At 49.9% G+C, this 537-nt stretch carries 1 protein-coding gene; it reads left to right on the top strand.

The window, feature by feature from the left end:
* The coding region (locus R7040_RS29515) for an efflux RND transporter permease subunit (RefSeq protein ID WP_318098059.1) at positions 1-537 on the top strand (537 nt) is incomplete at both ends.

Genomic DNA, 537 nt, shown 5'->3' with positions numbered 1-537 from the left:
AATTCCAAAGCACTTCCGCAGGAATGGGACTTATTGAGACGCAAAGTGGACGATGTAAAACTGCAGCTGCCTTCCAGCGCGCAGATCAGCGTAGTACAAGACGAGTTCTCTGAAGTCTACGGTATGCTTTTCTCTATCCACAGCACAGATGCTGCGCCAGAAGAGTTGCGTCGCTACGCCGAAGAGCTGCAACGCCAAATCAAAGCCGTCGACGGCATCAAAAAGATCGAGCTACACGGCATTGAACCTCGCGTTGTACATATCGATATGCCAGACGAGCGCTTGGCTCAATATGGTTTGTCGATCGCACAAGTTTGGAACCAACTGAGCACACAAAACAGCACGTTCGAAGCGGGAAAATTCGATGCAGGTACAGAGCGTATTCGTATTGCGCAAACCAGTGAGTTTCAGTCTCTAGAAGACATTCGCAAGTTAATCATCAATGGTGGCACCGGCGAGTTTGGCTCGGGGTTGATTCGTCTTGGTGACATCGCCGACATCACCATGGGTGATCAAACACCAGCATTGGCAGAAAAC

The sequence above is a fragment of the Vibrio sp. 1069 genome (assembly GCF_033340555.1).
Note: the sequence above shows the minus strand (reverse complement) of the source record. Positions and strands in the feature narration are given on the sequence as shown.